The following is a 24007-nucleotide window of genomic DNA, read 5'->3' as shown; positions in this document are numbered from 1 at the left end:
ATTCTAGGACGGCGCTGTCAGCCGAGGACCGCCCGCACGGACTCGGCGACCAGGGCGGCGAGACGCTCGGGCGCGTCATCGGGGAGGGGCTCGCGTCCGAATGTGAAGCGCACCGAGGTCTGCGCCGTGGAGGCGTCGATGCCGCATGCCAGCAGCACCGGGGAGGGCTCGTCGCTGCCTGCCGCGCACGCCGATCCGCTCGACGAGATCACACCGCGGCGCTCGAGTTCGAGCAGCACCGATTCGCCGCTCGTGCCCGCGAAGGTGAAGCTCGCGGTGCCGGGGAGGCGATGGTGCGGGTCTCCCGTCAGCGCCGCGCGGGGGACGGAACGCAGCACAGCGGCGATGAAGCGCGCGGTGGCAACACCGATCGAGGACGCCACCGATTCGCGCTCCGCTTCGGCCAGGTCTAGTGCGGTGGCGAGGCCGACCGCTCCCGCCACGTTCTCGGTGCCCGAGCGGCGTCCGCGCTCCTGCCCACCCCCGTGCAGCAGGGGCTCGAGCGGCACGCGACCGCGCACCGACAGGGCGCCGATGCCCTTCGGCGCGCCCAGCTTATGCCCGGCGATCGAGATCGCGTCGGCGTCGATTCCGTTCAGGGTGAGCCACCCGGCGGACTGCACCGCGTCGAGGTGCAGGGGAACTCCGGCGGAGTGGGCGACCGCGGCGAGGCCCTCGGCATCCTGTACCGTGCCGATCTCGTTGTTCGCGTGCCCCAGCGAGACGAGAGCGGTGTCGTCTCTGATCGCGGAGCGCAGAGCATCCGGAGAGATGCGCCCAGCGGCGTCGACGGCGACGGCGGTGACCGCGACGTCGTGGAACCGCTGCAGGTAGTCCGCGGATTCGAGGATCGATTCGTGCTCGATCGGCGACACGACGAGATGGCGGCGACCGCGCGCGAGCGCTGCGAGCACGATTCCCTTCACGGCGAGGTTGTTCGCTTCGGTACCTCCGGCCGTGAAGATCACATCGCCCGTGCGCACCCCGAGCACGCGGGCGACTCGACGGCGGGCATCGTCGAGCGCGTTCGCGGCCGCTTCGCCGGCCGTGTGGTGACTGGACGGGTTGCCGAAGACGCTGGTGAGGTACGGACGCATCGCCTCCAGCACCTCGGGCCGCACCGGAGATGTGGCCGCGTGATCGAGATACAGCATGGCGTCAGAGGATCCGCAGATCCAGACCCAGGTCGAGCGCCCGCGCGGAGTGCGTGAGCGCGCCGACGGAGATCACATCGACCCCGGTGGCGGCGATCGCGCCCACGGTCTCCAGATTCACGCCACCCGACGCCTCGGTGGTGGCCCGGTCGCCGATCAGCGCGACCCCGGCGCGCAGATCGTCGAGGGTGAAGTTGTCGAGCAGCACCGTGTGGGCTCCGCCCGCGAGCACGGCCTCGATCTGATCGATCCGATCGACCTCGACGACCACGTGGGTGGTGTGGGGGAGCCGCGTGAGGGCGTCGCGCAGCGCCTCGGCCAGATCCGCACCGGAGCGGGTGAGCACCGCCAGATGGTTGTCCTTCGCCATCACGGCGTCGGACAACGAGTAGCGATGGTTGCTCCCTCCGCCCGACACCACGGCATGACGCTCGAATGCGCGCAGCCCCGGCGTCGTCTTGCGCGTGTCGGCGATGCGCGCGGCCGTTTCGGCGACGGCGCGCACGTAGGCGGCGGTGACCGTGGCGATGCCGCTCATCCGCTGGGTGAAGTTGAGAGCAACGCGTTCGGCGGTGAGGATGCTCCGCGCCGAACCCGACACGGAGGCGAGCACGTCGCCGGCGGCGAAGGCATCGCCGTCTCCGACATGCAGGTCGACGGCGACGTGCGGATCGGTGAGCGCGAACGCGGCGATGAAGACGGAGCCGCCGCTGAACACACCCGGTTCGCGGGCGACGAGATCGGCGGTGGCGGTGGCGTCTTCGGGGATGAGCGCGGCGCTGGTCAGATCGCCCCAGGGCGAATCCTCTTCGAGCGCGGCCCCGACGACGCGGGTGAGGGTGGCGGGCGTGATCATCGGGCTCCGATCAGAGAGTGTTCGCGGAAGTGCGCGCCGACCGACGCCGTGCGTGCGAGAGCGGCGCATGCCGTCGCCTCGGCGAGGAGCAGGAGGTTGGCGTCTTCCCGCTCGTCGACGGCGCCCGGCCCGACGGTGCTCGGATCGGCTTCCGGGCCGGCGGCCGCGCTCCAGGCGCGGATCGTCGAGAGAGCGTGGCGCAGGCCGTCGTCGGTGCGGATGAGGCCGACCTCGTCCCACATCAGCCGCTGCAGCGCGGCGCGGGTGAAGGAACCGGCGCTCGCCGCGGGCTCGAGGTCGACCGCCTGCGACACCGGCGGCGCTGCGCGTCGAGGCCAGGGGGCGCCGAGCACCGCAGCGGCACGGGCGCCGAAGACGGCACCCTCGAGCAGTGAGTTGGAGGCCAGGCGGTTGGCGCCGTGCACGCCGGTGCGCGCGACCTCGCCGACCGCGAAGAGGCCGGGGAGGGAGGATCTGCCGTCGAGATCCGTGGCGATCCCGCCCATGAGGTAGTGCGCGGCCGGTGTCACGGGGATGGGCTCGCGAGACCAGTCGAACCCGCGCTCGCGCGTGATCCGGTCGATCGTCGGGAATCGATGGGCGAGCGTCTCCGCACCGAGCAGGGTGGCGTCGAGGCGCACGGGGGAGCCCTGTGCCGCCGCCTGCCGGGCGATCGCCCGCGACACGACATCGCGCGGCGCGAGCTCACCATCCGGGTGGGTGTCGAAGACGAACCGGCGGCCCTCGTCATCGATCAGGGTGGCGCCCTCGCCGCGCACGGCCTCCGAGACGAGGAATGCAGGCCCGGCGCCGAGGATCGTCGGGTGGAACTGCACGAACTCGAGGTCCGCCACGGCGGCTCCGGCCCGGAGCGCCGCGGCGATCCCGTCGCCGGTCGCGCCGAGGGGGTTGGTCGTGTGGGCATAGAGGTGCCCGGCACCGCCGGTGGCGAGGATGACGGCATCCGCCTCGAGCGTGCGCGGGCCGTCGGGGCGGAGAATCCGAATGCCCTGCGTCGCTCCGCTCCCCACCACCAGATCGGTGAGGAACGCGTGCTCGACGACCGTGATCGTGGTGCGCCGCACGGCGGCGACGAGGGCGGCGGAGATCGCAGCTCCCGTGGCATCGCCCCCGGCGTGCACGATGCGCGCGTGACTGTGTGCGGCCTCGCGACCGAGCAGCAGCTCGCCGTCCGGCGAGCGGTCGAAAGCGACCCCGCGAGCGATGAGCTCGGCGATCCGGGCGGCGCCGTCGGCGACGAGCACGTCGACGGCCGCGTCGTCGGAGAGCCCGGCACCCGCGACGAGCGTGTCCTCGGCGTGCTGGTCGCGGGAATCGTGCGGTCCGTAGACCCCGGCGACGCCGCCCTGCGCGAACCCCGTGCAACCGTCGCCGAGCGCGCCCTTCGTGACGACCGTGACGGCGTGACCGGACTCGTGGGCGTGCAGGGCCGCGGTGAGTCCGGCGATGCCGGAGCCCACGACCACGACGTTCATCGGATGCCCGCCGTCACCGGAGGCTTCGCCGCGAGCATCCGCTCCAGAGCCACGCGCGCCGGGTCGGCGACGTCGGCGCTGACCGTGATGCGGTTCGGGGTGCGGCCGGCGACGAGCTCTTCGAGCACCCACGCGAGATACCCGGGGTGGATGCGGTACATCGTCGAGCACGGGCAGACGACCGGATCAAGGCAGAAGATCTCGTGCTGCGGGTACTGCGCGGCCAGGCGTCGCACCAGGTTGATCTCGGTGCCGATCGCGAAGGTCGTCGGTTCGGTCGCGGCGTCGATCGCGAGACGGATGAACTCCGTCGATCCGGCGGCGTCGGCCGCGTCGACGACCTCCATCGGGCACTCCGGGTGCACGATCACGCGCACTCCGGGGTGCTCGGCACGGGCCTGGTCGATCTGCGCGACGGTGAAACGGCGGTGAACCGAGCAGAAGCCGTGCCAGAGGATCACCCGGGAGTCGTCGAGCTGCTCCGGGGTCGAACCGCCGAACGGTTTACGAGGGTTCCACATCGGCATCTGCTCGAGCGGCACCCCCATGGCCTTGGCGGTGTTGCGCCCGAGGTGCTGGTCGGGGAAGAAGAGCACGCGCCGTCCGCGCTCGAACGCCCACTCCAGCACCGTCTTCGCGTTGGACGAGGTGCAGACGATGCCGCCGTGACGTCCGACGAAGCCCTTGATCGCCGCCGAGGAGTTCATGTACGTCACCGGGATCACGGGAACACGGCCGTCGGCGTCGACGGCGTCGAGGTCGCCGAGCACGTCGGCCAGCTGCTCCCAGCAGTCCTCGACCTGATCGATGTCGGCCATGTCGGCCATCGAACAGCCGGCAGCGAGATTGGGCAGGATCACGGCCTGCTCCGGCCCGGAGAGGAGGTCGGCGGTCTCGGCCATGAAGTGCACGCCGCAGAAGACGATGGCCTCGGCATCCGGGCGGCCCTTCGCAGCGGTCGCGAGCTGGAAGGAGTCACCGACGTAATCGGCGTGCCGCACCACTTCTTCGCGCTGATAGAAGTGTCCGAGCACGACGACGCGGTCCCCGAGCGTGGCCTTCGCCGCGCGGACGCGGTCATCGAGCTCGTCTTCGGTCGCTTCGCGGTAGGAGGCCGGGAGCTCGCCCTGTCGGGGAGCGCCGGTGGGGACGACATCGCCCATCGACGAGCCGGGGCCGTAGCCGGGGCGTGCGTCGAAGTCCCAGGGGCCGGCCGCGAGATCGGTGGTGCACGTCGCGTCGGTCGAGGCGCCGGCGACGATGTCCTGGATGGCGTGATCGACGGAGGCGTCGATCGGGGGGAGCGCGGGAGTGGGGACGAAGGTGATGCTCATCGGATGCTCGTTTCCTCGGGGTCGAGCGGACCGCGATCGGCCAGCTCGACATCGGTGTTGTCGCGATAAAGACGGGCGGGACGGTGGCTTCCCGTGCGGAAGCGGTCGGTGGGGATCAGGTTTCCGGCGGCCTCGACCTGGCGGCGGAAGTTGGCCGGGTCGAGGTGCTTGCCGAGGATTGCCTCGTAGGCCTCGCGCAGATCGGCGAGGGTGAATTCCGCGGGCAGGAACCCGTGCGCGACCCGGCTGTATCCGACCTTGTTGCGCAGTCGCCAGAGCGCGTACTCGATGATGTCGACGTGGTCGAACGCGAGGGCGGGGAGGGCGTCGATGTCGAACCATTCGACGTTCTCGGGGGCGTGCCCGGATGCGCGATGCGCGGCGCTCTGTGCGAGCACGTCGTCCTGCCGGAGCAGCGCCCAGTAGACGATCGAGACCACGCGTGTGGGGGAGCGGTCGACCGCTCCGAACGCGTAGAGCTGCTCGAGATACGACGGTGCGAGGCCGGTCGTCTCGGCGAGGGTGCGGGCGGCGGCGTCGATGGGGGATTCGACGGCGGTGAGCCAGCCTCCCGGAAGCGCCCAGCGGTCGGCGAACGGCTCGCGCGTGCGCCGGACGAGGGGGAGCGCGAGCACCGGCGTTCCCTGTGCTGACGGGCGCAACGTCAGGATCACGGTCGAGACCGCGACGCGGATGCCGTCACTTCGAGTCATGGGAACCTTAACCTCCACGACGATCTTAGTGTCATGAAGACCCTTAGTGCGAATTCATGACGGTCATCGTCGCCGAGTCCGAAACGTTATCCGATCGCTCGGAGAAGCCTTGTGACGAGGGAAATGGTTTGTTAGGTTACTGTCCTAACAAACCCCTCCGGTGGCAGAGCTGCCTCGGAGGTGACGATCCCCACCCCCGAGGATCGGCTCCATCCGGAGCATCCCTCCTGCAGTGCAGCACCGAGAGGAATTTCACATGATCCGTAATGGAAAGCGCAGAATCGCGCTCACCGCGGTAGCGGGGGCATCCGTCCTCGCTCTGGGTCTCACCGCCTGTGGCACCGGCGGAAGTGGCGACGGCGACGCGAATGGCGACCGCGCCCTCCGCGTCTGGGCCGGCAGCCAGACCCCGATCACCGCGAACTACAACCCGTTCGCACCCACCGTGCTCCACGGTGCGCTCGGACCGATCTACGAGCCGTTGTTCTTCTTCAACAAGACGGCGGACTCCGAGCCGGTCGGCCTGATCGGCGACACGTACGAGTACAACGAAGACGGCACGGCGATCACCGTCACGATCAAGCCCGACCTCAAGTGGAGCGACGGCGAGCCGCTCACGGCCGCCGATGTCGCCTTCTCGTTCAACTACGAGGCGAACAACCCCGAGGGCAACGGCCTGCTCTCGGCCGAGGCAACCGACGACACGACCGTCGTGCTGACCTACTCGAGCGCGCAGTACACCACCGAGTTCCAGCGTCTCGGCTCGACCTATATCCTCCCGGAGCACATCTGGGCCGACGTCACCGACTTCGCGAACTTCGCGAACGAGGAGCCGGTCGGATCCGGCGCGTACGTGGTCGACAAGACCACGAGCGAGTCGTACACGCTCGTGGCCAACGAGAACTTCCGCGACGCCGCCGATCTCGGTGTCAAGAAGGTGCAGTACATCGCGGTCGACAACAACCAGACCGCGCAGGACCTGCTGGCCGCGGGCAAGCTCGACTGGACCGGCATGTTCATCCCCAACCCGGACGACGTCACCGCCAACGGTGCGATCGACTGGGTCAACACGCCGCAGGACCCGACGGTGCTGTACACCTGCTCGAACGCCGACCTCGGCTGCACCGGCCCGCAGACCGACGTCGCCGTGCGTCAGGCGCTCAACGTCGCCATCTACCGCGGCACGATCAAGGAGAAGGCCTTCGTCGGTCTGACCGGCGACATCTCGCCGACCTATGCGCTGCTCCCGCGCGACGAGAAGTGGGTCGTCGACCCGGCCAACGAGCTCAGCCCGCAGGAGGCCAACGCGGCAGAGGCGGGCAAGATCCTCGAGGCCGCCGGCTACACCAAGGGCTCCGACGGCATCTACGAGAAAGACGGCGTGCCCGTCGAGCTCAGCCTGACCTCGGTCGACGGCTGGACCGACTACAACGACGCCGCCAAGCTCATCGCCGAGCAGGCGGAGGCCGCGGGCATCAAGATCAATGCCTCGACCGTGCAGTGGCAGGAATTCTCGGATGCCCGTCAGGGCGGCGACTTCCAGCTCATCGTCGGCGGCATGATCGGCACCTCCGTGGCCGACCCGTTCCAGATCTACCGCGACTGGTTCGGTGGCACCGCCGTCGAGTCGACGAACCCCGTCGGGGAAGAGGTCCCTGCCGGGCGCTGGAACTTCAGCCGGTACGACAACCCCACCGTCGATGCCGCCATCCAGGCAGCGATCAGCACCGACGACGAGGCCACGAAGAAGGAGCTCTACGGCACGATCCAGACTGAGATCGTTCGCGACCTGCCGTACATCCCGCTGGTGATCAACGCCACGCAGACCTTCTACAACACGAAGGACTTCACGGGCTGGCCGACGGAGGACGACATGTACGCCTTCCCGCCGTCGTGGGGTGCGATCGCGGCCGGGTACGTCCTGACGCATCTGCAGCCGGTCAAGTAACAGCCGTCGTCGGGGAAGCAGGAAGTCAAGGAAGACTGACAGATGAAGTTCTATGCACGACGGATCGGGTTCTACGCGTTCACGCTGTGGGCCGCGATCTCCCTCAACTTCCTGCTTCCCCGCATGATGCCGGGCAATCCCGCCGACATCATGATCGCCAAGATGCAACGTGCCGGCGGTGAGGTGTCGGAGAACACCATCCGCAACATCAAGCTGCTGCTGGGCGGAGACGACTCCACGCTCTGGGAGCAGTACCTCGCCTACTGGGGGCGCATGTTCCAGGGCGACCTGGGCGTCTCGGTGACGAAGTTCCCCACCCCGGTCTCCGAGCTGATCGCACAGGCGCTGCCCTGGACGCTCATCCTCGTCGGCACCGCCACCGTGATCTCGTTCGTCCTCGGCATCGTGCTCGGTGCCTGGGCCGGCTGGAAGCGCGGCACCTGGGTCGACCACCTCATCCCCGCGACCACGGTGCTGCAGTCGATCCCGTACTTCTGGATGGCGCTCATCCTCGTGGCCGTCTTCTCGGTGGGGCTGGGCTGGTTCCCGATCTTCGGCGGCTACGACGTGTTCGACTTCCCCGACGGGCCGGAACCGACCTGGGCGTTCTTCACCAACGCCCTCTCTCACGCCATCCTCCCCGCTCTCACCATCGTGATCGCCTCCGTCGGCGGCTGGATGCTCGGGATGCGCAACATGATGGTGTCGACGCTCGCCGAGGACTACGTGCTCACGGCCGAGGCGAAGGGACTGCGCCCCCGGCGCATCCTCTCCACCTACGCCGCCCGCAACGCCGCCATCCCCTCGATCGCCGGCTTCTCGATCACCCTCGGGTTCGTCGTCGCCGGCTCCATCGTGATGGAGCAGGTGTTCACCTACCCGGGCATCGGCAAGCTCATGTTCCAAGCCGTCACCAACAACGACTACGCGCTGATGCAGGGCCTCTTCCTCGTCATCACGATCACGGTGCTCGCCGCCAACTTCTTCATGGACCTGATCTACGGATTCATCGACCCGAGGGCTCGCCAGAATGTCTGAGACCGAGAACACCACACTCCTGCTCGCGAAGGACCAGCCGGCCACGTCGCCGGCCAGCACGATCACCCTCGCGACCCAGCGTCCCCGTCGCGGCCGGGGCCTGCTGCCCACGCGTTCGCCGAAGTTCATCACGGGACTCGTCCTGGTGCTCGCGATCGTGCTGTTCGCGATCATCGCGCCGATCTTCTCCCAGAACCCGCGGAGCACCGACAACCCGGCGCTCGAGCCGCCGTCGGCCGAGCACTGGCTCGGCACCACGAAGCTGGGCAACGACATGTTCGCGCAGCTCGCGATCGGCGCCCAGGGCTCGCTCCTGGTCGGACTCCTCGCCGGCGGCATCGCGATCCTTCTGTCTCTGGTCTTCGGCGTCCTCGCCGGGTACCTCGGCGGATGGCGCGAAGACGGACTCGCGCTGGTCACGAACGTGATGATCGTGATCCCCGGTCTCCCGCTCGTCATGGTGATCGCGTCGTTCGTTCCGCAGCGCAGCTGGCAGCTCGTGGCCTTCGTGCTCGGCATCACCTCGTGGGCCGGAGCGGCCTATGTTCTCCGCCTGCAGACGCGTTCGCTGCGCACCCGCGACTACGTCTACGCGGCGAAGGTCGCGGGCGAGAAGTCGCTGCGCGTGATCCTCGTCGAGATCATGCCCAACCTGCTGCCGCTGCTGACCGCCCAGTTCATCTTCGCGATCATCTTCGCGATCCTGGGCGAGGCGGGGCTGTCGTATCTCGGCCTCGGTCCGAACTCGTCGATCACCTGGGGCACGATCCTCAACGACGCCCAGTCGGGGCAGGCGCTCGGACGCGGAGCCTGGTGGTGGTTCGTGCCGCCCGGCATCATGATCGCGATGCTCGGAGCCGGACTGTCGCTCATCAACTTCGCGATCGACGAGGTCATCAACCCCAAGCTGCGCAATGCGCCCGATGCTGCCCGCCGTCTGCGCAAGGCCGCGAAGACGAAGGGGGTCACCGCATGAGCGAGGCCGTTCTCACCGCACGCAACGTCTCGATCGAGTACGAGGTCGATCCGCCCGTGAAGGCCGTCCGCAACGTCTCGCTCACCCTGAACCGGGGAGAGATCCTCGGTCTCGCGGGGGAGTCGGGGTGCGGCAAGACGACGCTGGCGTACGGCTTCAACCGTCTGCTCAAAGCACCGGCCCTCATGACGGAGGGCGAGATCGTCTTCCACGATCGAGACGGCAACGACATCGACATCGTCGGGCTGAAGGACGACGGGCTGCGGGCCTTCCGCTGGGACAAGATCTCGATGGTGTTCCAGGGCGCGATGAACTCGCTCAACCCGGTGATCGACATCAGGGCGCAGATCTTCGACATCTTCGACACCCACCGCCCCGGAATGACGAAGGCGGCCAAGACCGCGCGGGCACAAGAGCTGCTGACGCTCGTCGGCGTCGATCCGTCGCGGCTCACCAGCTTTCCTCACGAGCTCTCCGGCGGCATGCGCCAGCGCATGATGATCGCGATGGCACTCGCGCTCGACCCGCAGGTCATGATCATGGACGAGCCGACCACCGCCCTCGACGTCGTCGTGCAGCGCGGGATCATCCGCGAGATCATGCGGTTGCGCGAGAAGCTCGGCTTCGCGGTGATCTTCATCACGCACGACCTCCCGATGCTGATCGAGATCTCCGACCGCATCGCCGTGATGCTCCAGGGCGAGATCGTCGAGGAGGGCACGGCGGAGGAGATCTACCGCACTCCGCAGCATGCCTACACGAAGAAGCTGCTGTCGAGCTTCCCGAGTCTGCGCGGCGCGCGCGGAGACTTCGTCCGCACCGGTGTGCACGAGAGCCAGGAGCAGGTCCGATGAGTGCGAAGACGGATGCCGTGACGACCACGACCCTGGAGGCGCGCAACCTGACGAAGGACTTTCATCTGCGTTCGGGCTTCAAGACGAGCGTCCTGCACGCGGTGAAGGACGTGTCGTTCACGCTCGAGGCAGGCAAGACGATCGCGCTCGTCGGCGAATCGGGGTCGGGGAAGTCCACGATCGCCCGCATGCTGATGAAGCTCGAGACGCCGACGAGCGGGCAGATCCTGCTCGACGGCGTCGACTCCGGCAGCCGCGGCCAGGCTCTGGCGCGCTATCGGTCCGACGTGCAGATGGTCTTCCAGGATCCGTTCGCCTCGCTGAACCCGTTCCATTCGATCGTGCATCACCTCGAGCGTCCGCTGCGCATCCATCACCCGGAATTGAGCGGTGCGCAGGTGCGCGAGCGCGCACTGGAGCTGCTCGATCGCGTGCGGTTGTCGCCCGCGCAGAGCTTCGCCGAGCGCAAGCCCCACGAACTGTCGGGCGGTCAGCGGCAACGTGTGGCGATCGCTCGCGCTCTCGCGCCGGGAGCGCGGTTCATCGTGGCCGACGAGCCCGTATCGATGCTCGACGTGTCGATCCGACTCGGTGTGCTGAACCTGCTCGCCGACCTGCAGCGCGAAGAGAACCTCGGCGTGCTCTACATCACGCACGACCTCGCGACGGCCCGTCACTTCTCCGACGAGATCATGGTGCTCTACCACGGCGATGTCGTGGAACGGGGTCCCGCCGACGAGGTCATCCTCAACCCGCAGCACGACTACACGAAGACGCTCCTCGGGGCGGCGCCCGAGCCGGAGAACCTCGGACGACTGCGCGACGAAGTACGCCGCGAGTTGGCGGGGGAGACCCGCTAGACTGAGCGCACAACCGAACACAGGCCGAATGAACCACGCGGGAGAGCCCCGGCGAACGCAGCCGGGCACCGAAGGAGCAAGCCTCCCCGCCAATCTCTCAGGTACGCGTACCGCGCGGTTCCGGCCACTCTGAAAAGCGATTCCGTGCTGTGCGGCATCCGCCGACGGTGAAAGCCCTGCCTCTGCGCGCGGGCGAAACTCTCAGGCCTATGACAGAGGGGGAGTTCCGAGGAATGGCGTCACCGCCGTTCCGCCCGCTCATACCCGGGAGAACTCCATGTCAGACGCCCGCTACACACCGCTCCGAGAGCGCCACAAAGCTCTCGGTGCCTCGTTCACCGACTTCGGCGGCTGGCAGATGCCGGTGCGTTACACCTCCGATCTCGCCGAGCATCACGCGGTGCGACAGGCCGCCGGCATCTTCGACATCTCGCACATGGCCGAATTCCTGGTCACGGGGCCGTATGCGGGAGAGTTCCTCGACTACTCGCTCGCCGGTCGCATCTCCACGATGCCGGTAGGCAAGGCCAAGTACTCGCTGGTACTGGCATCCGACGGCGGCATCGTCGACGACGTGATCGCCTACCGCATCGCGGACGACCGCTACCTGGTGATCGCGAACGCCGGCAACCGCGGCTTCGTCGACTCCGCCTTCGCATCGCGCGTGCGTTCCTTCCCCTCCATACTCGAACGCGAGCAGCAGCGGGCGGAAGGCGAGGAGCGCAGCTTCGCCGGGTTCCTCGGCGATCGCGGAGTCGATGTGGAAGACGTCTCCGACTCGTTCGCCCTCGTCGCCGTGCAGGGCCCCGCGGCGGAGAAGATCCTCGCCGACACCCCCGGTATCGAGGCGCTCAGCATCCCCTGGGACGAGCAGAAGTACTACGCCTGGGCGGAGGCGACGTTCCTCGGACAGCACCTCCTCATCGCCCGCACCGGATACACGGGCGAAGACGGGTTCGAGCTCCTGGTGCGCGCCGACGACGCCCCCGCGCTGTGGGATGCGCTGATCGTCGCCGGTGAGCCGCACGGACTCGTGCCGGCCGGTCTCGCCGCGCGCGACACCCTGCGACTGGAGGCGGGCATGCCCCTCTACGGTCACGAGCTGACGACCGAGACCAAGCCCGCTCAGGCGGGGCTCGGCCGGGTCGTCGCCGCTGACAAGCCGAGCTTCATCGGCAAGGACGCGGTGGATGCCACATCCGACGCCCCCGTGCTCGTGGGGCTCGTCGCCGAGGGCAAGCGCGCCGGTCGTGCCGGCTACGCCGTCGTCGACGGCTCGGGCGCGGTGATCGGCGAGATCACCAGCGGTGCCCTCAGCCCGACGCTCGGGCATCCGATCGCGATGGCCTATGTCTCTCCTTCTTCCGCCGAAGAGGGAACCGCCCTGTTCCTGGATGTGCGGGGGACCAAGATCCCCGCGACCGTGACCGCTCTGCCTTTCTACCGGAGGATGAAATGACTGATCTCAACGCGCTGCACTACACCGACGAGCACGAGTGGATCGCCGCAGACGGCGGCACCGTGACGATCGGCATCACCGACTACGCCGCTGAGAAGCTCGGCGACGTCGTCTTCGTCGAACTGCCCGCCGTGGGCACCGAGATCGCCGCCGGCGCGGTCGTCGGCGAGATCGAGTCGACGAAGTCGGTCGGAGAGCTCTACGCCCCGGTCAACGGCACGGTCGTCGAGATCAACGACGCCGTGGTCGACGACCCCTCTCTCGTCAACGCCGAGCCGTTCGCGGGCGGATGGCTGCTCAAGGTCTCGGTCGCCGATGGCGCGCTCGACGGACTGCTCGACCGCGACGCGTACGTCGCACTCACGGAGGGCTGATCCGCACGTGGTCTCTTTCGCCGATCGTCACATCGGACCCACGGCCGACGCGCAGCGTCAGATGCTCGACGCGCTGTCGCTCGCGTCTGACGCCGCGGACTCCTCGCCCGTCGAGGCGCTGATGCGCCAGGCCGTCCCCACCTCGATCTTCACCGCCGCCACGGAGGACTCGGTCATCCCGAGCGCCGCCAGTGAGACCGAGGCGCTGCAGGAGCTGCGGGCACTCGCCTCGCGCAACACCGTGAACCGACCGATGATCGGACTCGGATACTACGGCACGATCACCCCGCAGGTGATCCAGCGCAACGTGCTCGAGAACCCGTCCTGGTACACGGCGTACACGCCGTACCAGCCGGAGATCTCGCAGGGCCGTCTCGAGGCGCTCATCAACTTCCAGACGATGGTCGCCGACCTGACGGGGCTGTCGACGGCGAACGCGTCGATGCTCGACGAGTCGACCGCGGTCGCCGAGGGCATGCTGCTGGCCCGCCGTGCCTCGAAGGCGAAGACCGATGTGTTCGCGGTCGACGCGGACGCGCTGCCGCAGACGAAGGCGCTTCTCGAGAACCGGGCGGATGCCGTGGGCATCGAGCTGGTGTCGGTCGACTTCGCCGCGGGCGAGGAGTTGCCGTCCGAGCTGTTCGGCGTCTTCGTGCAGTACCCGGGTGCCTCCGGTCGGGTCTGGGATCCGTCCGCCGTGATCGACGCCGCGCACCTCGCCGGTGGTCTCGCGGTCGTGGCCGCCGACCTGCTCGCGCTCACGCTGATCTCGTCGCCCGGCTCGCTCGGCGCCGACGTCGCCGTGGGAACCACGCAGCGGTTCGGTGTGCCCCTGGGCTTCGGCGGACCCCACGCCGGCTACATGGCCGTCCGCGCGGGTCTCGAACGCCAGCTCCCCGGCCGCCTGGTGGGCGTCTCGGTCGACGCCGACGGCAAGCCCGCCTACCGACTCTCGCTGCAGACGCGCGAGCAGCACATCCGTCGCGAGAAGGCGACGTCGAACATCTGCACCGCGCAGGTGCTCCTGGCCGTCATGGCCTCGATGTACGCCGTCTACCACGGCCCAGACGGGCTGAAGGCGATCGCGAGCGAGACGGCGGCCAAGGCCGCCCTGCTCCGTGAGTGGCTGGTCGAGGCAGGGGCGGAGGTCGTGCACGACGCGTTCTTCGACACCCTCCAGGTGCGCGTCCACGGGCGCGCGGCCGAGTACGTCTCGCAGGCGCACCACGGCTACGGCATCCTCCTGCACACGGCGGATGCCGACACCGTCGGCATCTCGATCGACGAGACCACCTCGGTCACCGAACTGCACCAGGTCGCGCGTGTCTTCGGCGGCAAGCAGGAGCGCGCCTTCGGCATGATGGGCACCATGAGCGCCCTGCCGAAATCGATGGACCGCACGGACGAGTTCCTCACGCACCCCGTCTTCCACGCGCACCGTAGCGAGACCGCCATGATGCGATACCTCAAGAGCCTCGCCGATCGTGACTACGCCCTCGACCGCGGCATGATCCCGCTGGGCTCGTGCACGATGAAGCTCAACGCGGCCACCGAGATGGCTGCGGTCACGTGGCCGGAGTTCGCGGGCATCCACCCCTTCGCGCCGGCATCCGATGTCGTGGGCTACCTCGATCTCATCGATCAGCTCGAGGCCTGGCTGGCCGAGGTCACCGGGTACGACGCCGTGTCGCTCCAGCCGAACGCCGGTTCCCAGGGCGAGCTCGCGGGGCTTCTCGCGATCCGCGGCTACCACCGGGCGAACGGTGACGAGCAGCGCACCGTGTGCCTGATCCCTTCATCCGCGCACGGTACGAACGCGGCATCCGCCGTGCTCGCCGGAATGAAGGTCGTCGTCGTCGCCTGCGACGAGCTCGGCAACGTCGACCTCGACGACCTGCGCGCGAAGATCGCCTCCCACGCCGACGAACTCTCCGCGCTCATGATCACGTACCCGTCGACGCACGGCGTGTACGAGCACGATGTGGTCGAGATCACCGCAGCGGTCCACGATGCGGGCGGACAGGTCTACGTCGACGGTGCGAACCTCAACGCACTGCTCGGCTACGCCCGGTTCGGAGACCTCGGCGGCGACGTCTCGCACCTGAACCTGCACAAGACGTTCGCGATCCCCCATGGCGGTGGCGGGCCCGGTATCGGCCCGGTCGCGGCGAAGGCGCACCTCGCACCGTTTCTGCCCTCGCATCCGCTCGCGCAGCGCGCCGAGCATGCGGGAGGTTTCGTGTTCGACGGCGGGGTGGTCTCCGGTGCGCCCTACGGCTCGGCCGGTGTGCTGCCGATCTCGTGGGCGTACGTGCGCATGATGGGCGCCGACGGTCTGCGTCGCGCCACGGCGGCAGCGGTGCTGTCGGCCAACTACATCGCCGCGAGGCTGGGCGACCACTACCCGGTGCTCTACACGGGAGAGCACGGGCGCGTGGCGCACGAGTGCATCCTCGACCTGCGACCGCTCAAGGAGGCGACCGGTGTCACAGTGGATGACGTGGCCAAGCGCCTCATCGACTACGGCTTCCACGCCCCGACGATGTCGTTCCCGGTCGCGGGCACGCTCATGGTCGAGCCGACCGAGTCCGAGGACCTCGCCGAGATCGAGCGGTTCATCGAGGCGATGATCCAGATCAAGGCCGAGGCGGATGCCGTCGCCGCGGGTCGTTGGCCCGCCGACGACAACCCGCTCGTGCACGCCCCGCACACGGCGGTGTCGCTGATCGCGGGGGAGTGGACCCACGCGTACACCCGCGAGGAGGCGGCCTACCCGGTGCGCGCCCTCATCGCCGGCAAGTACTGGCCGCCGGTCCGTCGGATCGATCAGGCATACGGTGACCGCAACCTGGTGTGCGCCTGCCCGCCGGTGGAGGCGTTCGCCTGAGCCGATCCGCAGAGCAGAACGGCGCTGTCCCACCCATCCGGGGGCAGCGCCGTTCTCGTTCCGGCGTGTTTCCGCGATGTTTCAGATGATCACCACTCAGTAACGGTTGATTAGCCGAGTGCAGGGACTCCTGAATGCCGAGATACTCTGAACTATCCCTACGTGCTCGACGATGAGCGCGCAGTCTGAAGTACACGTCCTAGGAGGACACATAGTGAAGCGCAACAAGATCGCCCTTGCGGGCACCGCGCTGTTCGCGATCGGCGCCCTGGCGCTCGCGGGCTGCGCGAGCGGTGGCGGAGACTCCAACGGCGGCAGCGCCGGCGGCGAGATCGATGCAGACGCCATCATCACGACCAACGGTTCGGAGCCGGAGAACCCGCTGATCCCGACCAACACCAACGAGGTCGGCGGCGGAAAGATCCTCGACGAGATCTTCGCAGGACTCATCTACTACGACGCCGACGGCAAGCCGGTCAACGACGTTGCTGAAGAGATCACGACCGAAGACCCTCAGCACCTCACGGTGAAGCTCAAGGAAGGCCAGACCTTCACCGACGGTGAAGAGGTCACGGCAGACAACTTCATCAAGGCATGGAACGAAGGCGCCAAGGCTTCCAACCAGCACCTCTCCAGCTACTTCTTCGAGGACATCGAGGGCTTCAGCTACGACGAGGACTCCGAGCTCACTGGCCTGCAGCAGGTCGATGACTACACCTTCACGATCGCGCTGAACAAGCCGGCATCCGACTTCGCTCTGCGTCTCGGCTACTCGGCCTTCTACCCGCTGCCCGACGTGGCTTTCGAGGACATGGACGCCTTCGGTGAGAACCCGATCGGCAACGGCCCGTACATGATCGACGGCGAAGGCGCGTGGCAGCACGACGTGCAGATCGACCTCGTTCGCAACGACGACTACGACGGTGGACGCAAGGCCCAGAACGGTGGCCTCACGATCAACTTCTACGCCACGCAGGAGGCCGCATACGCCGACCTGCAGGGCAACAAGGTCGACGTCATCGACGCGATCCCGGCCATCTCGCTGCCGACGTTCCAGGATGACCTGGGCGATCGTGCGGTGAACCAGCCGTCGGCGGTGTTCCAGTCGTTCACGATCGGTCAGTTCCTGCCGCACTTCTCCGGCGAAGAGGGCATCCTCCGTCGCCAGGCGCTCTCGATGGCGATCGACCGCGAGCAGATCACCGACAAGATCTTCTCGGGCACCCGCACCGCGGCTTCGGACTTCACCTCGCCGGTCATCGCCGGCTGGTCGGACGACGTTCCCGGCAGCGAGGTCCTGGAGTTCGACCCCGAGAAGGCGAAGGAGCTGTGGGCCGAGGCCGACGCCATCTCGCCGTGGGACGGCACGTTCCAGATCGCGTACAACTCCGATGGTGGACACCAGGAATGGGTCGACGCCGTCACGAACCAGATCAAGAACACTCTCGGCATCGACGCCTCCGGCGCTCCGTACCCGACGTTCGCCGTCGTTCGTGAAGAGATCAACAACCGCACGATCAAGACGGCTGCCCGCTCCGGCTGGCAGGCGGACTACCCGGGTCTGTACAACTTCCTGGGCCCGCTCTACGCGAGCAACGCCGGTTCCAACGACGGTGACTACTCGAACCCCGAGTTCGACGACCTGATCGCCGCCGGCATCAGCAACCCGGACGCCGACGCGCAGATCGAGGACTTCACCAAGGCGCAGGAGATCCTGTTCAACGATCTCCCCGCGATCCCGCTGTGGTACTCCAACGTGACCGGTGGATACAGCGAAGGTGTCGACAACGTCACCTTCGGCTGGAACTCCGTCCCGCTGTACTACGAGATCACGAAGACCAAGTAGGTCTGAGAGAACGACCCGCGAGGCGGTGACGGCAACCCCGTCACCGCCTCTTAGGCCGTTCTCGACCACCTGCTCGCGTTCCTCAGAAAGGGACAGCGGATGCTCAGCTACATCCTCAGACGACTTCTGCAGGTGATCCCGGTCTTCTTCGGGGCCACCCTGCTCATCTACTTCCTGGTCTTCGCCATGCCCGGAGACCCGATCCTCGCCCTGTTCGGCGACCGCACGCCGAATCCGGCGCTCGTCGACGCGCTGCGAGAGCAATACCACCTGAACGACCCGTTCATCGTGCAGTACTGGTACTACATCACCGGTGTACTGCAGGGCGATCTCGGCGATACCTTCTCGGGTCGCCCGGTGTCCGCGGTTCTGGCCGACACCCTTCCGGTGACCGGCCGCCTCGCGATCATGGCGATCGCCATCGAGTTCACGCTCGCGATCATCATCGGCACCGTCTCGGCGCTGCGCAAGGGCAAGATCTTCGACAACGTCGCTCTCCTCGTCGCGCTGATCGCGCTCGCGGTGCCGATCTTCGTGCTCTGCTTCCTCGCCCAGTACTTCCTGGCGATCCAATGGGGGTGGTTCAGCCCGACGGTCGGAGCCGACAACGGCTGGGGCGGTCTCTGGCTGCCTGCGATCGTGCTCGGATTCAGCCTGTTCGCGGTGAGTATGCGCCTGATGCGCAGTTCTGTGATCGAGACACTGAACCAGGATTGGGTGCGCACCGCCTACAGCAAGGGCCTCTCGCGGGGTCGTGTGCTTCCCGTGCACGTTCTGCGCAACTCGCTCATCCCGGTGATCACGAACTCGGCCACCAACTTCGGTGTGCTGCTCGTCGGCGCCACCGTCACCGAGGGAATCTTCAACGTTCCCGGCGTCGGTAACACCCTCTTCGAGGCTGTCCGACGCGGAGAAGGACCCACGGTCGTCTCCTTCGTGACGGTGTTCGTCATCCTGTACGTTTTGGTCAACCTGGTCATCGACCTGCTTTATGGTCTGCTCGACCCGAGGATTCGCTATGTCTGATCCCACAACTCAGAAGCACTACGTCGCCCCTGTCGAGACGCAATCGATCGCGGTCGACGCCGTTCGTATCGCGGAGAAGCCCAGCAACCTCTGGCGTGACGCGTGGCAGGACCTGCGTCGTCGCCCGCTGTTCTGGTTCTCCGTCGTGCTCGCAGCCCTGTTCGTCGTCATCGCCGTCTGGCCGTCGTTGTTCACCAACGTCGACCCGCGCAGTTGCGACCTGATGTACAGCAACGAAGGACCCGCCGCAGGGCACCCCCTTGGCTACACTTTCCAGGGATGCGATATCTACTCGCGTCTCATCTGGGGCGCGCAGACGTCGCTCGCGGTCGGTGTCATCGCCACGGTGCTCTCGTCGTTCCTCGGACTCATCATGGGTGCGATCGCCGGGTTCTACGGTGGATGGCTCGACGCGCTGCTCTCGCGCATCGGTGACATCTTCTTCGCGATCCCGTACATCCTCGCGGCCGTCGTGGTGATGACGGTGTTCTCGGACTTCCGCACGGTGTGGACGCTCGCGTTCGCCATCGGTGGTTTCGCCTGGGCATCCACCGCTCGCGTGGTTCGCGCCGAGATCCTGCGCGTCCGCCAGGCGGACTTCGTCATGGCCTCGCGCTCGCTCGGGCAGTCGAAGTTCAAGACGCTGGTGAACCACGTCATCCCGAACGCCATCGCGCCGCTGCTCGTGGTGTCGACGCTCGGACTCGCGGCGGCCATCGTCGCCGAGGCGACCCTGTCGTTCCTCGGCGTCGGTCTCGGCAGCGACGTCATGTCGTGGGGTAACGACATCAGCAACGCTCAGGCGTCGCTGCGGGTGGCCCCGATGTCGCTCATCTATCCGTCGATCGCGCTCACCCTTGCGGTTTTGGCGTTCGTGACCCTGGGCGAGCTCATCAGAGACGCCCTCGACCCGAAGGCGAGGGCCCGCCGATGAGCGACCGCATTGCCGAACAAGTCCCCCTGTTGAGCATCCGCGATCTCAAGGTCGCGTTCCGCACGCAGGACGGTCTGCGCGAAGTGCTCCACGGAATCAGCTTCGATGTCATGCCCGGCGAGACCGTCGCGATCGTGGGCGAGTCGGGTTCCGGCAAGTCCACGACGGCCACGGCCATCGTGAACCTGCTCCCGGGCACGGGAACCGTCACCGGCGGATCCATCACCCTCGAGGGACGCGAGCTCACCACCCTGAGCCGCACCGCGATCGAGAGCGTGCGAGGCCGCGACATCGGCTTCGTTCCGCAGGATCCGATGTCGAACCTGAACCCGGTGTGGAGCATCGGCTTCCAGGTCAAGGAGGCGATTCGCGCCAACGGCATCGCCCAGGGTCGTCAGGCCGTCAAGGAACGTGCCATCGAGGTGCTGCAGCAGGCGGGTCTGGCCGACGCCGAACGACGCCTGCACCAGTTCCCGCACCAGTTCTCGGGCGGTATGCGTCAGCGTGCGCTGATCGGAATCGGTCTCGCGGCCGACCCGAAGCTGCTCATCGCCGACGAGCCGACCTCGGCTCTGGACGTGACTGTGCAGCGCGTGATCCTCGATCACATGGCTTCTCTGACGCGTGACAAGGGCACCTCGGTGCTGCTGATCACGCACGATCTCGGCCTCGCGGCCGAGCGCGCCGAGAAGATCATCGTGATGAACGGTGGGAACATCGTCGAGGCGGGTCCCAGCCGCGAGATCCTCGAGAACCCGCAGCACCCGTACACGAAGCGGCTCGTCGCCGCGGCGCCCAGCGTCGCGTCGAAGCGCATCCAGGCGGTCGTCGAGGACCGGGGCATCGAAACGCTCGAAGACCTCGCCGACATCCCGCCCACGGTGCGCGTCGCGGAACTCACCAAGGATTACAAGATCCGTCAGGGGAACTTCCGCAGCGAGGCCTTCCGTGCGGTCGACAACGTGTCGTTCGAGATCCCGCGAGGCAAGACTCTCGCGCTCGTCGGCGAGTCCGGTTCGGGCAAGTCGACCGTCGCGAAGATGCTGCTGAAGCTCGAAGAGCCCACCAGCGGCACGATCGAGGTCGACGGGCAGGACGTCTCCCGGCTGTCGAACGCGCAGGCGTTCGCGCTGCGTCGCCGCATGCAGCCGGTCTTCCAGGACCCGTACGGCTCGCTCGATCCGCTGCGCAACATCGGCAACACGATCGCCGAACCGCTGCAGATCCACGGCGTCGGCGACCGCGCCTCGCACCGCGAGCGGGTCGAGGAACTGCTCGACCAGGTCGCGCTGCCGCGTGCACTGGCCACGCGCTACCCGAACGAGCTCTCGGGCGGTCAGCGGCAGCGTGTCGCGATCGCGCGTGCGCTCGCGCTGAAGCCCGACATCGTGGTGCTCGACGAGGCGGTCTCCGCTCTCGACGTGCTCGTGCAGGATCAGGTGCTCCAGTTGCTGGCGGAACTGCAGTCCGAGCTGAACCTGACCTATCTGTTCATCACGCACGACCTCGCCGTCGTCCGCGTGTCGAGCGACCTGGTCTGCGTCATGGAGCGGGGCAAGGTCGTCGAGCAGGGCACCGTCGACGAGATCTTCGCGAACCCGCAGCAGGAGTACACCGAACGCCTCCTGCAGGCGATCCCCGGCGCGTCGCTCACGCTCGGCGGACAGGGCGCGTGACAGACCCTCAGGCCCCGGAGGACGCGCGCACGTATCGCGCGTCTTCCGGGCCGGTGGTCCTCGTCGTCACCGGTCTTCTCGCCCTCTTCCTGCTCGGCGACACCGTCGTGCGGGGGAGCTGGCTGCAGATGATCCTCGTCGCCCCCTGGGTGCTGTTGGCGCTCTGGGCGGTGTACGAACTCAGCTTCGTCTCGCTGGTGCGCGTCGATGGCGCGGGTGCGGTCGTGCAGAACATGCTCCGCCGCACGACGTTCGGCTGGAGCCGCGTGCGCGACATCGACTTCCGGTGGCAGCTCGAGTTCTCGCTCGACGACGACACCCGGGTGAGCGCTTACGGCGGACCCGCGCGGTCGCGGCCGACGCGCAGTAGGGTCCGCGACGAAGACGTCGCCAAGGCCCCGGCGGGTGTGCGCGATCTGGCGGACATCCGTGATCGTTGGCAGACGGCCGATGGCTCGGCGGATGCTCCCATCCGACGTGAGTGGGATGTACGGGCCCTCATCGCCCTCGCGGTGCTCGTGGTGTGGGCCGTCGCCGCGGTGCTGATCGTGAATGCGGGCTGACCGCACGCCGCGGGTTCAGCTCGGAAGACCGAACAGCGCCGGCCAGGTCGCTGCTGCCCACGGATAGCCCACGAAGACGGTCGCGTCGATGAGGAAGTGCGCCACGAGGAACGGCAGGAGTCGTCCCGTGCGCACGAAGAGCCAGCCGAAGAGCAGGCCCATCGCGAGGTTGCCGATGAAGGCGCCCGGCCCCTGGTACAGGTGATAGCTCGCACGCAGCACTGACGTGGCGATGACGATCGTCCACGGCGACCAGCCCAGCTGCTTCAGTCGGGCGAACAGGTAGCCGAGCACGACGAACTCCTCCTGCAAGGAGGCGCGCGCGGCCGCCAGCAGCAGGATCGGGACGGTCCACCAGTGCGCATCGAGGCCGGCGGGGTTCACGGCCACGAACAGTCCGAGGGAGCGCCCGACGATGTACAGTGCGAGCCCGGGTACGCCGATCGCGACCACGAGGAACACGCCGCGCAGTGCGTCGCCGCCGATGCGTGTGCCGTCGAGACCCAGTCGTGCGAGGTGCGGGCGCGAGCTCTGCCACAGCAGGAAGCAGACCAGGATGACGGGGACGAGCGAGAACCCGATCGACAGCACCTGATAGATCAGGTCGAAGATCTCGCGGTCGCTGCGGGAGGGGTTGAGCGTCGCCGTCTGGTCGGCCAGCGGCGTCTCGTCGGTGAGCCGGTACGCGAGCTGCACGACCGCGTATACCGCGGACTGCCCGAGGCCGAGGGCCAGGACGACCGCGATCTCCCACCAGATCCGTGCGCGCGACGGTGCGGTGTGCGAGGGGAGGCTCATGACGCCACCGATAGTACTCGCCCTGATGAGGTCACTGCGGCATGGGTGCGTGCACCTCGGCCGCCCACGCACGCATGAGCTGACGTTCTTCGTCAGTGCAGATGTAGCCGTAGCCCGTTTCGCGACCTTCGAAAGTCAGGGGCCACAGATTCAGGGAGGTCAGCGCATAGCAGTCGGCGAACACCTCACTGCTCCCCTGGAAGTGCCCCTGCTCGATGAGCACCAGCGATGCCGAAGGCTGGTTGCCTTTGGCATCGCTGTCGGCGCGCATGTAGAGATGGGCGAGCTCGTGCAGCACGACCTGACGCATGCCGCTGTCGCCGCCGAGCTGGCTTTCCGGAGCAAGATGCACCGCGAGCGGATCTTCCGAGACGCACCCGATCGTGGTGCGTCCCTCATCGGCTCGTCGAGAGATCCCGCACGCGGTGTCCGCGTCCCACAGGATGTCGATGAACCCGTGACCGGCCTCATCGACGATCGCCTCGGTGACCGAGCCCGAGACGTTCGCCCGTCGGATGGCGGCGTCGGCGATCCGCTGCTCGAGACTCTCCCGGGCGGTCTGGGCGTCCCTCGCGTAGCCCGCGACCGAATCGTCGGTGAGCTGGGGGTTCGCGATGCTGGCCTCCCAACGACGGAATGCCACCACGTCCGCGACCAGAGGGGCCACCGGATTGCCCTCGAGTTGAGCGTAGAGCTCGTAGTACCTGCTCCGTTCCGCATCGAACGCCGCGAAGGATTCCTCCCGAGAGGTCGTGCCCTCGGACGTCGGCCGATCCGGAGGAGCGGATGACGCGACCAGACCGGCGACGATGAGCACGGCGACGAAGGCGAAGCCCAACAGTGCGGCTCCACCGCACCCGATGACTGCGCACAGTCCGCCGCGGCCGCGTCGCGGAGCCTGGGCAGCCGTCATCATCGTTCCCGCCGAGGGGTTGACGTGGAGGATCCACTCGCGCAACTGCGGATAGCACGCCGGATGGTTCAGGATGAGCGTATGCAGGTCGCCTCGACGCGACGCGATCTCCGCGAGCTGAGCCGGCGCCGTCGACGGATTCTGTACACCGGCGAGGTCGTTGTCGAACGTCTGGCCCCCCATACGGCGACGATATCGAACCGTCCGAGCGCCTTCGGCTGAGAGTCATGACGAACATCAGGGGGTGCCCTTCAGGAACCTTTCGCGTGCGTGCGCTATCCTGGAACGTCGGTTTCCCGGCG

General features: G+C 67.7%; 20 protein-coding genes and 1 riboswitch. Of the genes, 13 read left to right on the top strand and 7 right to left on the bottom strand.

The window, feature by feature from the left end; all coding sequences use genetic code 11:
- Nucleotides 1-17: 17 nt before the first annotated feature.
- From ACIOSY_RS05255 to ACIOSY_RS05235, 5 genes are read right to left on the bottom strand one after another with little or no spacing between them, the layout of a single operon-like run.
- A complete protein-coding gene (locus tag ACIOSY_RS05255) occupies nucleotides 18-1154 on the bottom strand; it encodes a cysteine desulfurase family protein (protein ID WP_400850099.1) in 1137 nt (378 codons plus the stop codon).
- A 4-nt stretch (nucleotides 1155-1158) separates the two neighbouring features.
- On the bottom strand, nucleotides 1159-2010 hold the full coding sequence (nadC, locus tag ACIOSY_RS05250; protein WP_400850096.1) for a carboxylating nicotinate-nucleotide diphosphorylase: 852 nt from the start codon (nucleotides 2008-2010) through the stop codon (nucleotides 1159-1161).
- On the bottom strand, nucleotides 2007-3506 hold the full coding sequence (gene nadB / locus ACIOSY_RS05245) for an L-aspartate oxidase (RefSeq protein WP_400850093.1): 1500 nt from the start codon (nucleotides 3504-3506) through the stop codon (nucleotides 2007-2009). The genes nadC and nadB overlap by 4 nt, the downstream gene beginning before the upstream one ends.
- Entirely contained in the window at nucleotides 3503-4840 is a 1338-nt protein-coding gene (gene nadA, locus ACIOSY_RS05240; protein WP_400850090.1) for a quinolinate synthase NadA, read from the bottom strand. The genes nadB and nadA overlap by 4 nt, the downstream gene beginning before the upstream one ends.
- Nucleotides 4837-5553 carry an NrtR DNA-binding winged helix domain-containing protein gene (locus ACIOSY_RS05235; protein WP_400850087.1) on the bottom strand — a complete coding sequence of 239 codons (717 nt, stop codon included), beginning with the start codon at nucleotides 5551-5553 and terminating at the stop codon, nucleotides 4837-4839. Before ACIOSY_RS05235 ends, nadA begins: the two co-directional genes overlap by 4 nt.
- Nucleotides 5554-5809: 256 nt before the next feature.
- On the opposite strand from ACIOSY_RS05235, the gene ACIOSY_RS05230 reads away from it, so the two are divergent.
- From ACIOSY_RS05230 to ACIOSY_RS05170, 13 genes are all read left to right on the top strand, one after another.
- Nucleotides 5810-7501, top strand: a complete 1692-nt coding sequence (locus tag ACIOSY_RS05230; RefSeq protein WP_400850084.1) for an ABC transporter substrate-binding protein — start codon at nucleotides 5810-5812, stop codon at nucleotides 7499-7501.
- 42 nt (nucleotides 7502-7543) lie between these two features.
- Complete coding sequence (locus ACIOSY_RS05225; protein ID WP_400850081.1) at nucleotides 7544-8539, top strand: ABC transporter permease; 996 nt, start codon at nucleotides 7544-7546, stop codon at nucleotides 8537-8539.
- Nucleotides 8532-9515 (top strand): ABC transporter permease, encoded by a 984-nt coding sequence (locus tag ACIOSY_RS05220; RefSeq protein WP_400850078.1) that lies wholly within the window; start codon nucleotides 8532-8534, stop codon nucleotides 9513-9515. Before ACIOSY_RS05225 ends, ACIOSY_RS05220 begins: the two co-directional genes overlap by 8 nt.
- Complete coding sequence (locus ACIOSY_RS05215) at nucleotides 9512-10369, top strand: ABC transporter ATP-binding protein (RefSeq protein ID WP_400850075.1); 858 nt, start codon at nucleotides 9512-9514, stop codon at nucleotides 10367-10369. Before ACIOSY_RS05220 ends, ACIOSY_RS05215 begins: the two co-directional genes overlap by 4 nt.
- Nucleotides 10366-11229: an ABC transporter ATP-binding protein gene (locus tag ACIOSY_RS05210; protein ID WP_400850072.1), complete on the top strand. Its 864-nt coding sequence runs from the start codon at nucleotides 10366-10368 to the stop codon at nucleotides 11227-11229. Before ACIOSY_RS05215 ends, ACIOSY_RS05210 begins: the two co-directional genes overlap by 4 nt.
- 28 nt (nucleotides 11230-11257) lie before the next feature.
- Nucleotides 11258-11352, top strand: a riboswitch (glycine riboswitch).
- A gap of 154 nt (nucleotides 11353-11506) precedes the next feature.
- Nucleotides 11507-12688 carry an aminomethyltransferase family protein gene (locus ACIOSY_RS05205; RefSeq protein WP_400850069.1) on the top strand — a complete coding sequence of 394 codons (1182 nt, stop codon included), beginning with the start codon at nucleotides 11507-11509 and terminating at the stop codon, nucleotides 12686-12688.
- Nucleotides 12685-13062 (top strand): glycine cleavage system protein GcvH, encoded by a 378-nt coding sequence (gene gcvH, locus ACIOSY_RS05200; protein WP_400850066.1) that lies wholly within the window; start codon nucleotides 12685-12687, stop codon nucleotides 13060-13062. Before ACIOSY_RS05205 ends, gcvH begins: the two co-directional genes overlap by 4 nt.
- A gap of 61 nt (nucleotides 13063-13123) precedes the next feature.
- A complete protein-coding gene (gene gcvP, locus ACIOSY_RS05195; RefSeq protein WP_400850935.1) occupies nucleotides 13124-15949 on the top strand; it encodes an aminomethyl-transferring glycine dehydrogenase in 2826 nt (941 codons plus the stop codon).
- A gap of 214 nt (nucleotides 15950-16163) precedes the next feature.
- Nucleotides 16164-17795, top strand: a complete 1632-nt coding sequence (locus ACIOSY_RS05190) for an ABC transporter substrate-binding protein (protein WP_400850063.1) — start codon at nucleotides 16164-16166, stop codon at nucleotides 17793-17795.
- A 99-nt stretch (nucleotides 17796-17894) separates the two neighbouring features.
- Nucleotides 17895-18821, top strand: coding sequence for an ABC transporter permease (locus ACIOSY_RS05185; RefSeq protein WP_400850060.1), 927 nt, complete (start codon nucleotides 17895-17897; stop codon nucleotides 18819-18821).
- Nucleotides 18814-19755: an ABC transporter permease gene (locus ACIOSY_RS05180; RefSeq protein ID WP_400850057.1), complete on the top strand. Its 942-nt coding sequence runs from the start codon at nucleotides 18814-18816 to the stop codon at nucleotides 19753-19755. Before ACIOSY_RS05185 ends, ACIOSY_RS05180 begins: the two co-directional genes overlap by 8 nt.
- A complete protein-coding gene (locus tag ACIOSY_RS05175; RefSeq protein WP_400850054.1) occupies nucleotides 19752-21431 on the top strand; it encodes a dipeptide ABC transporter ATP-binding protein in 1680 nt (559 codons plus the stop codon). The genes ACIOSY_RS05180 and ACIOSY_RS05175 overlap by 4 nt, the downstream gene beginning before the upstream one ends.
- Nucleotides 21428-21994 carry a PH domain-containing protein gene (locus ACIOSY_RS05170; protein ID WP_400850051.1) on the top strand — a complete coding sequence of 189 codons (567 nt, stop codon included), beginning with the start codon at nucleotides 21428-21430 and terminating at the stop codon, nucleotides 21992-21994. Before ACIOSY_RS05175 ends, ACIOSY_RS05170 begins: the two co-directional genes overlap by 4 nt.
- 15 nt (nucleotides 21995-22009) lie before the next feature.
- On the opposite strand, the gene ACIOSY_RS05165 is transcribed toward ACIOSY_RS05170, so the two are convergent.
- Nucleotides 22010-22792 (bottom strand): CPBP family intramembrane glutamic endopeptidase, encoded by a 783-nt coding sequence (locus ACIOSY_RS05165; RefSeq protein WP_400850048.1) that lies wholly within the window; start codon nucleotides 22790-22792, stop codon nucleotides 22010-22012.
- Between the two features lie 31 nt (nucleotides 22793-22823).
- The gene (locus ACIOSY_RS05160) at nucleotides 22824-23888 is read right to left on the bottom strand and encodes a hypothetical protein (RefSeq protein WP_400850044.1); all 1065 of its coding nucleotides are present in this window, start codon (nucleotides 23886-23888) and stop codon (nucleotides 22824-22826) included.
- Between the last annotated feature and the right edge of the window lie 119 nt (nucleotides 23889-24007).

Source organism: Microbacterium sp. NPDC087665 (genome assembly GCF_044743285.1).
Taxonomy (GTDB): Bacteria; Actinomycetota; Actinomycetes; order Actinomycetales; family Microbacteriaceae; genus Microbacterium.
This window is presented reverse-complemented; position numbering and strand designations above follow the sequence as displayed.

What these genes read in the sequence shown, in the direction of transcription:
- ACIOSY_RS05220 (WP_400850078.1), top strand. Translation starts at nt 8,532, where the DNA reads ATGTCTGAGACCGAGAACACCACACTCCTGCTCGCGAAGGACCAGCCG.
- ACIOSY_RS05255 (WP_400850099.1), bottom strand. Translation starts at nt 1,154, where the DNA reads ATGCTGTATCTCGATCACGCGGCCACATCTCCGGTGCGGCCCGAGGTG.
- ACIOSY_RS05230 (WP_400850084.1), top strand. Translation starts at nt 5,810, where the DNA reads ATGATCCGTAATGGAAAGCGCAGAATCGCGCTCACCGCGGTAGCGGGG.
- ACIOSY_RS05175 (WP_400850054.1), top strand. Translation starts at nt 19,752, where the DNA reads ATGAGCGACCGCATTGCCGAACAAGTCCCCCTGTTGAGCATCCGCGAT.
- ACIOSY_RS05225 (WP_400850081.1), top strand. Translation starts at nt 7,544, where the DNA reads ATGAAGTTCTATGCACGACGGATCGGGTTCTACGCGTTCACGCTGTGG.
- ACIOSY_RS05180 (WP_400850057.1), top strand. Translation starts at nt 18,814, where the DNA reads ATGTCTGATCCCACAACTCAGAAGCACTACGTCGCCCCTGTCGAGACG.
- nadA (WP_400850090.1), bottom strand. Translation starts at nt 4,840, where the DNA reads ATGAGCATCACCTTCGTCCCCACTCCCGCGCTCCCCCCGATCGACGCC.
- ACIOSY_RS05210 (WP_400850072.1), top strand. Translation starts at nt 10,366, where the DNA reads ATGAGTGCGAAGACGGATGCCGTGACGACCACGACCCTGGAGGCGCGC.
- gcvH (WP_400850066.1), top strand. Translation starts at nt 12,685, where the DNA reads ATGACTGATCTCAACGCGCTGCACTACACCGACGAGCACGAGTGGATC.
- ACIOSY_RS05205 (WP_400850069.1), top strand. Translation starts at nt 11,507, where the DNA reads ATGTCAGACGCCCGCTACACACCGCTCCGAGAGCGCCACAAAGCTCTC.
- ACIOSY_RS05165 (WP_400850048.1), bottom strand. Translation starts at nt 22,792, where the DNA reads ATGAGCCTCCCCTCGCACACCGCACCGTCGCGCGCACGGATCTGGTGG.
- nadC (WP_400850096.1), bottom strand. Translation starts at nt 2,010, where the DNA reads ATGATCACGCCCGCCACCCTCACCCGCGTCGTCGGGGCCGCGCTCGAA.
- ACIOSY_RS05215 (WP_400850075.1), top strand. Translation starts at nt 9,512, where the DNA reads ATGAGCGAGGCCGTTCTCACCGCACGCAACGTCTCGATCGAGTACGAG.
- ACIOSY_RS05185 (WP_400850060.1), top strand. Translation starts at nt 17,895, where the DNA reads ATGCTCAGCTACATCCTCAGACGACTTCTGCAGGTGATCCCGGTCTTC.
- ACIOSY_RS05160 (WP_400850044.1), bottom strand. Translation starts at nt 23,888, where the DNA reads ATGGGGGGCCAGACGTTCGACAACGACCTCGCCGGTGTACAGAATCCG.
- gcvP (WP_400850935.1), top strand. Translation starts at nt 13,124, where the DNA reads ATGCTCGACGCGCTGTCGCTCGCGTCTGACGCCGCGGACTCCTCGCCC.
- ACIOSY_RS05235 (WP_400850087.1), bottom strand. Translation starts at nt 5,553, where the DNA reads ATGACTCGAAGTGACGGCATCCGCGTCGCGGTCTCGACCGTGATCCTG.
- nadB (WP_400850093.1), bottom strand. Translation starts at nt 3,506, where the DNA reads ATGAACGTCGTGGTCGTGGGCTCCGGCATCGCCGGACTCACCGCGGCC.